The 7,067-nt window shown below is 65.1% G+C and carries 8 protein-coding genes; 4 read left to right on the top strand and 4 right to left on the bottom strand.

Annotated elements, in window-relative coordinates:
• The first annotated feature begins 141 nt into the window (after window positions 1–141).
• The 4 genes from H0W65_RS04255 to H0W65_RS04240 all read left to right on the top strand — a co-directional run bounded on the left by H0W65_RS04255 (window position 142) and on the right by H0W65_RS04240 (window position 2,994).
• On the top strand, window positions 142–519 hold the full coding sequence (locus tag H0W65_RS04255; protein WP_294004295.1) for a type II toxin-antitoxin system VapC family toxin: 378 nt from the start codon (window positions 142–144) through the stop codon (window positions 517–519).
• 66 nt (window positions 520–585) lie between these two features.
• Window positions 586–1,260, top strand: a complete 675-nt coding sequence (locus H0W65_RS04250) for a nitroreductase family protein (protein WP_294004292.1) — start codon at window positions 586–588, stop codon at window positions 1,258–1,260.
• 64 nt (window positions 1,261–1,324) lie between these two features.
• Entirely contained in the window at window positions 1,325–1,774 is a 450-nt protein-coding gene (locus tag H0W65_RS04245) for a hypothetical protein (protein WP_294004289.1), read from the top strand.
• Complete coding sequence (locus H0W65_RS04240) at window positions 1,771–2,994, top strand: DUF418 domain-containing protein (protein ID WP_294004286.1); 1,224 nt, start codon at window positions 1,771–1,773, stop codon at window positions 2,992–2,994. Before H0W65_RS04245 ends, H0W65_RS04240 begins: the two co-directional genes overlap by 4 nt.
• Here the strand turns inward: H0W65_RS04240 and H0W65_RS04235 are convergent.
• The 4 genes from H0W65_RS04235 to H0W65_RS04220 form a co-directional block, all read right to left on the bottom strand.
• The gene (locus H0W65_RS04235) at window positions 2,991–3,428 is read right to left on the bottom strand and encodes an Hpt domain-containing protein (protein WP_294004283.1); all 438 of its coding nucleotides are present in this window, start codon (window positions 3,426–3,428) and stop codon (window positions 2,991–2,993) included. The genes H0W65_RS04240 and H0W65_RS04235 overlap by 4 nt on opposite strands.
• A gap of 76 nt (window positions 3,429–3,504) precedes the next feature.
• Window positions 3,505–4,857 (bottom strand): ribosome biogenesis GTPase Der, encoded by a 1,353-nt coding sequence (gene der, locus H0W65_RS04230; RefSeq protein ID WP_294004281.1) that lies wholly within the window; start codon window positions 4,855–4,857, stop codon window positions 3,505–3,507.
• A 40-nt stretch (window positions 4,858–4,897) separates the two neighbouring features.
• Window positions 4,898–6,226, bottom strand: coding sequence for a PQQ-like beta-propeller repeat protein (locus H0W65_RS04225; protein ID WP_294004278.1), 1,329 nt, complete (start codon window positions 6,224–6,226; stop codon window positions 4,898–4,900).
• A 12-nt stretch (window positions 6,227–6,238) separates the two neighbouring features.
• On the bottom strand, window positions 6,239–6,952 hold the full coding sequence (locus H0W65_RS04220) for a tetratricopeptide repeat protein (RefSeq protein ID WP_294004276.1): 714 nt from the start codon (window positions 6,950–6,952) through the stop codon (window positions 6,239–6,241).
• Window positions 6,953–7,067: the final 115 nt, after the last annotated feature.

Raw genomic sequence — 7,067 nt, 5'->3', positions numbered from 1 at the left:
GACCAACGCTCTGGTCCGCCGCGCGCTGATCGAAATGCGTCAGCGCCTCGCGGCCGAGCGACTGATCGCGCTCGGCGGATCGGACCCTCATGCAAAGGCGGCGCCACGGCGCCGTCCGCCGCAATTCATAAATCCAGGTTGATGCGCGGGCCGCCAATCGTCGCTGACACGTCTATCTGGATCGACCACATCAACAACGGCAATGCTGAACTCGCGGCCCAGCTGCGCCGCCGACGCATCTTGCTGCACCCCATGATCGTCGGCGAGATTGCCCTCGGCTCGATCCCCAACCGACAGATCGTGTTGGAAGAATTAAAGGCGTTGCCCGCCGCGCCAAACGTTTCGCATACCGAAGTAATCGCAATGGTCGAATGGCTGGAGCTTTACAATCGAGGCATCGGCTTGGTCGATTGCCATTTACTGGCGTCGGTGAAGCAAGTGCCGGACGCGAAGCTGTGGACACGCGACAAGCGTCTTGATGCGCAGGCCGAACGGCTGGGCATCGCCTACGCGCCGTGATGGCTTTCATTGCTGTCTGACGGGTTAAGCTGGTTTCGATCGCCTGCCTTCCTGTTAGAAAGGCCCATGAAACCCGTCCCCCATATCGCTTACACCGCGCTCCCCGCGCTGTCCGATGAACAGCGCATCGCCGCCGCGCGCGCCTTTCGTGAGGACATTGCCCAGCGCCGCACCTGCCGCATGTTCGCCAATACCCCCGTGCCGCGCGAAGTGATCGAGGAGGCGATCCTGGCCGCTGGGACCGCGCCGTCGGGCGCCAATCATCAGCCGTGGCACTTCGCGGTCGTCTCCTCACCCGAGCTGCGCCATCAGATCCGCCTCGCCGCCGAGAAGGAGGAAGCCGAATTCTACGCTGGCAAGGCGGGACAGGAATGGCTCGAAGCACTCGCTCCGCTCGGCACCGACGAAGACAAGGGATATCTCGACGTCGCGCCATGGCACATCGTCGTATTCGGGCAGCGCCGCGGCGGGATCGAACCAGGCGACGACAAGCAGAACTACTATGTGATGGAGAGTGTCGGGATTGCCTGCGGCCTGATGCTGGCGGCGCTGCACAAGGCCGGGCTGGCGACGCTGACTCACACGCCCTCGCCGATGGGCTTCCTGCGCACCCTCTGCGGGCGCCCGGCCAACGAGAAGCCGGTGATGATCATCGTCGCCGGGCTCCCCGCCGACGATGCGACTGTCCCAGTCCATGCCACCCGTAAGAAGACGCTCGACCAAATCACCAGCTGGCTTTGAGCCGATTGACAGCGCCGCCGATTTCGCATTCGTTCCGTCGATCCAATCAGAGGGGGAATAATCGATGGGCCGCACGATCGCACTCGCCACGCTGGCAGCGGGCACGCTCGACATTCTTGCCGCGACCTTACTCACCTTATTTTATCATAAAGCCCCCGCCGACATGCTGCGCGGCGTCGCTTCCGGTCCCTTCCCCGATGCGACCCAGTGGGGCACGGGCGGCGCCTGTCTTGGGCTTGTGACCCACTTCGCACTGATGGCAATCATGGCCGCGGTGTTCGTGCTCGCCGCGCGCAACTGGCCCGCGCTGACCGCCGCGCCGATCAAATTGGGCGTGATCTACGGCCTTGTCACCTATGTCGTGATGAACCTGATCGTCGTGCCGCTGCGCTTCGGCGGCTGGCCGCCCAAGCCGCTGTCGATCGCGACCCAGCTGTTCTGCCATATCGTACTGGTCGGCATCCCCATCGCGCTGATCGCGGCGCGAGGCCTGGGCGCCAAACCCGCGGCATGACCGCCGCCGGGGGGCAGCGCCTCGCCACCCTCGACATCATCCGCGGGGTGGCGGTGGTGGGCATCCTGGCGATGAACATCGTCGCGTTCGCCATGCCCGACGCGGCCTATCTCAACCCGCGGGCCTACGGCACTAACGGCCCGGCCGATCTGATCAGCTGGCTGGTCAGCTATGTCCTGTTCGACGGCAAGATGCGCGGCTTGTTTTCGTTCCTGTTCGGGGCAAGCATGTTGCTGGTCATTGATCGGGCTCGCGCCGGCGGAGAATCGGCGGCGCGAATCCATTTCAGCCGCATGCTGTGGCTGTTGCTGTTCGGCTACCTCCACTTCTACTTTATTTGGTACGGCGATATCCTTACTGGCTACGCCTCGCTCGGCATGATCGCCTGGTTCTTCCGCGATCAGCCCGCGCCGACTCTGATCAAATGGGGCGCGATCCTGACTGCCGTCCAATTCGCGCTGTTCGCCTTCTTCGCCATGGCCTTCGCCCAGGCCAGCGCCGCCGCCGGTACGAGTGTCGAGGCAGCGAGGCAGTGGGCGCAAATGAGCGAGGGCATCGGCGTGCCGACACCCGACCAGCTAACCCACTGCCTGGCGCTCTATCGCAGCAATTGGTGGTCGATCTCGTTCGACAAATTGACCCATCGCACCACCGAGCCGCTGCTAACGCTCAGCCGCTTTGGCTGGGAAGTGATCGCCAACCTGCTGTTCGGCATGGCGTTGCTCAAAAATGGGTTTTTTACCGGCGAGTGGGCCGACGCCGATTATCGCCGGATAATGCGGATAGGGTTTGCCATCACCATCCCCGTCTTTCTGGTGCTGGCGGCGATCCAGTGGGGAAGCGATTTCGCGGTGCCCGCGATCATGCTGTCGATGGCGGTCAGCGCGCTATTTCGACCGCTTATGGTGGTGGCGATCGCCGCGCTGGTGATCCTGACCACGCGACCCGGCGGCTGGCTGGTCGATCGCATCGCCGCGACCGGGCGCGCTGCCTTCACCAATTATCTCGGCACCAGCATCGCCATGACCAGCCTGTTCTACGGCTATGGTCTTGGCTGGTTCGGGGCGCTCGGCCGCGCCCAGTTGTGGTTGATAGTCGCGCCGATGTGGCTGCTGATGCTGGGTTGGTCCGAACCGTGGTTGAAGCGCTTCTACTACGGTCCATTCGAATGGCTGTGGCGAAGTCTGGCGCGGTGGCAACCGCAACCGATGCGCCGTTAGATTCGCCCGAACCCCTGGTTGCTGACCTTGCGGCCGAAGCCCCCGGAGGCGGCTGCCGAGCGGGTCTGCAGCGGGTTGGTTTCCTTCTCAAACAGCTCGATCGTCTCACGCCACAATCGGCGCAGCTCAACCACGTCGGGGATTAGATGATCGGGAAAGGCATGGGTTTCGATGCAGAAGCGCGCGACCTGCTCGATATTTTCGGCGACCAGGGCGAGCGGCTCGGCGCCGAACTGGCGCGCCTCGCCCTTCAGCGTGTGGGCGGGAATGACCAGCGCGATGGTGTTCTGCTCATGCATCGCCTGCTCGATCTCGAGCACGCTCTTGGCGCCGTCTTCGCGAAAATAGCTGAGGATTTTGATGAAGCTAGGGCCAAGCTCCGCCCGGTTCTTCTCGAAATGCACCCAATCGACAATGTCCAGCCCGTCTTCCAACCCGTCGCTCCCGCGCGCGCCCGATCGGGGCGCAGTCCCACGAGCCTTTCCTACACGCCAAAGGGTAAATGATCCCTTATTGACCTTTGTCGTCGAACGGGTTCTTCGGTGAGCGCAGAGTCAGGCGCAGGGGCACCGGACCCAACTTAAGATCGCGCCGCATAGAATTGAGCAAATAGCGCTGGTAGCTCATCGGCAGTTGATCGACCCGCGTCCCGAAGATGACGAAGCTCGGCGGCCGCGCTTTCACCTGCGTGATATAGCGCAATTTGATCCGCTTGCCCCCCGGCGCGGGCGGCGGGTTGGTCTCGACCGCGCGTTCGAACCAGCGGTTGAGCTCGCCGGTGGTCACCCGCCGCGACCAATTCTCGCGCACCTCGAACGCTGCGCCCAACAGTTGGTCGATGCCCTTGCCGGTCTTGCCCGACACGGTCATCAGCGGCACGCCGCGCAGCTGGCTGAGCCCTTCCTCGAGCGCCGCCTTGACTCCGTTAAACAGTGCCGACGCGCCTTCGGCGACATCCCATTTGTTCAGGGCGATGACCAGCGCGCGGCCTTCCTCGAGCACTTGGTCGGCGATTCGCAAATCCTGCGATTCGAGCCCCCGTGTCGCGTCGAGCAGCAGAACGACAACCTCGGCGTGGTCGATCGCCCGCTTGGTGTCCCACGCCGACAATTTCTCCAGCTTGTCCTCGACCCGCGCGCGCTTCCTGAGGCCCGCCGTGTCGACCAGACGCACCGGCTTGTCGTTCCAATTCCAGTCGATGGTGATCGAATCGCGCGTAATCCCCGCCTCGGGACCGGTGATCATCCGCTCCTCGCCCAGCATCATGTTGACTAGCGTCGATTTGCCCGCATTTGGCCGGCCGACGATGGCCAGCTTGAGCGGCCCGCCTTCCTCGTCGTCGGGTTCCTCGTCCTCGCCCTCCTCGCGCTCGATATGCGGGCGCAGCGCCTCGAACAGGTCGACCAGCCCTTCGCCATGCTCGGCCGACAGCGAAAACGGCTCGCCAAATCCGAGCGCGAACGCCTCGAGCCGGCCGTTCTCCCCTGCGTTTCCTTCGGACTTGTTGGCCGCGACCAGCACCGGCGTATTCTCGCTGCGCAGCCAGCGCGCGATCTCCTCGTCGAGCGGAGTCAGCCCCTCGCGCCCGTCGATCAGGAACAGTGCGACATCCGCCTCGCGCACCGCCGCCTCGGTCTGCGCGCGCATCCGCCCCGGCAGGGTCTGCGGATCTTCATCCTCGAACCCGGCGGTGTCCATCACCCGAAATTCCAGGCCGAGCAGTTCGCCCGTCCCCTCGCGCCGGTCGCGAGTCACGCCCGGCCGGTCGTCGACCAACGCCGATCGCTTGCCGACAAGGCGATTGAACAGCGTCGATTTGCCGACGTTGGGGCGGCCGACGATGGCGACGGTAGGTTGGGGCATGGAGCCGACCCCCTGCCCGTCCCCCAGCTAGGCGTCAACCTTAGCGGTACGCGATCAGATTGCCGCCATCGGTCAGAAGGTAGAGCGTATTGTTGGCGACCACCGGCTGGAAGCTTATCCCCTGCTTCAAATCGACCTGGCTCTGGAAGCTGCCATCGGCGGGATTGACGTTGATCAGCGCGCCGTTCGATCCGGCGAGGATCAGCCGGTCGCCGGCCAGCACCGGCCCGACATAGGTAATCGACCCGGTCTTCTTTTTCATTTTCTCGTAACGCGGCAGCTGGTTGATCCACTTGATCTTGCCGGTCGCGCGAGAGACCGCGATCAGCTGACCCCGGTCGTTGACCGCGAACAGCCAGTCGCCCGCGACCCACGGCGTAGCGATGCCACCGAAGTTCAATTCCCAGATGCGCTGGCCCGAATTGAGGTCGAGTGCGACCATCCGCCCGCCCTGGCCGACCGCATAGACCGCGCCATTGTCGATCACAGGGTCGGCGTCGATGTCGCTTAGCGATGAAACGCTGGTGGTAATCGACGTCCGCGACAGCGCGTCCTGCCACACCATACGGCCATTTTCGTAGCGATAGGCGTTGAGTTCGCCGCTCGAGAAGCCGGCGACCACCGTGCCCAGCGCGATCGCCGGCGCCGCGGCGCCCGACACGCCGGCGATTTCCAGCGCGGCGGCGTTCGACCAGTTGGTCGTCCCGTCGGTAGCCTTGAGCGAGTAGATTTGATTGTCCTGGCTCATCACATAGACGTTGCCGCCCTCGACCGACGGCTCGCCCCGCATCGGTCCGCCCGGCCGCACCGTCCACACCGCCGCGCCGCTGCCGGCATCGAGCGCAGCGACATAGCCAAGACCGTTGGTGGCATAGACTCGGCCACCGTCGAAGGCGACACCGCCGCCGTAGAGTGAGCTCGCGTTCTGGCCGGCGTCGCCGAACCGCGTTTGCCACAAGACCGTGCCCCGCGCCGCATCGAAGGCTCGCACGACGCCGTTGGTGTCCATCGTGAAGACCTTGCCGTCGGCGACCACCGGGCCGCCGCCGAGCCGGCCCTTCTTGCCGCTGCCTTCGCCGATCGAGGCGGTCCAGGCGACGCCGAGCGCGGCCCCGAGCGCGACATGGCCGACCGATTTGCGCGCGTTGCCGCCCGACTGCGCCCAGCTGTCGTTGACGACTGCCGCGGGCAGCGAGACGGGAAGAGCGGCGGTCGCCGGGTCGATTTCAATATCGGCCTCGTTGACCAGCACCGCGACGCGCTCGCCGAGCAGCTTCGCCGGCGGCTTCTTCTTGAACGGGCCGCCTGCGCAGCCGGCAATCATGCTGGCCGACAGGATGAGGAGGGTCAGGCGGGAAAAGTGACGCATGAGTCGTCGTTCCTAACGGGCAGGAGTGGCGGCGGGATCGCCGGGCAGGAAGGCCGACGCATCGACCCCCAGCGAGCCGGCGATCTGAACCGCGCGGCTACGAATGGTTTCGGGCACTTGCTTGTCGGCGGCAATCTTGGCGAACAGCGCTCCGGCGCCGGCCTTGTCGCCCTTGGCCAGCATGGCCATCGCGGTCATCTCTCCGGCGGTACCGAAAAAGGCATTGCCCGACTGGGCGAGCGGGGCGAGCCGGGCGATCGCCGCGTCGGGCTTCATGGTATCGAAATCGACCGCCGTGCCGCGCACCGTGGCAAGGTCGCGGAACGGCTGCGGCAGCCCCTCGTCCGCCGCGACCTGCTGGTAGAGATCGCTGGCGGTCTTACGGTCGTTCTGCCGGGTCGCGAGCGCCGCGCGGGCGAGCAAGGCCGAGGCGCGCGTGACATCGTTGGTCGACCCGCCAAGCGGCACGAGCTCGGCCGCCGCTTCCTTGACATTGCCCGAGGTCACCTTGTCGAGTGCGGCCGAGACCGCTTCGCTATCGTCGCTGGCGCGCTCCGACTGGCGATACTGCCAATAGAGGTATCCGCCGACTGCGGCGAGGAACAGAACGACCGCGACGAGGATCCACTTGCCGTAGCGCCGGGCGGCATCGCGCACCTGGTCGCGGCGCAGATTCTCGTCGACTTCGCGAACGAAGGTTTCGGCCTGATCGGGGGGAAGCGCCAACGTGGATCCTCTTAGTGCACTGGTGGGATGCGCCGCATCGCTTCCTTCCCCACCCTGGATGAACGGAAGCTGGCGGCGCCTCGTCTAGCGCCAAGCGGCGCAAAGGCAAAGGGGC

Origin of the sequence: Sphingomonas sp., from assembly GCF_013816785.1 — a bacterium.
GTDB lineage: Bacteria > Pseudomonadota > Alphaproteobacteria > Sphingomonadales > Sphingomonadaceae > Sphingomicrobium.
This window is presented reverse-complemented; position numbering and strand designations above follow the sequence as displayed.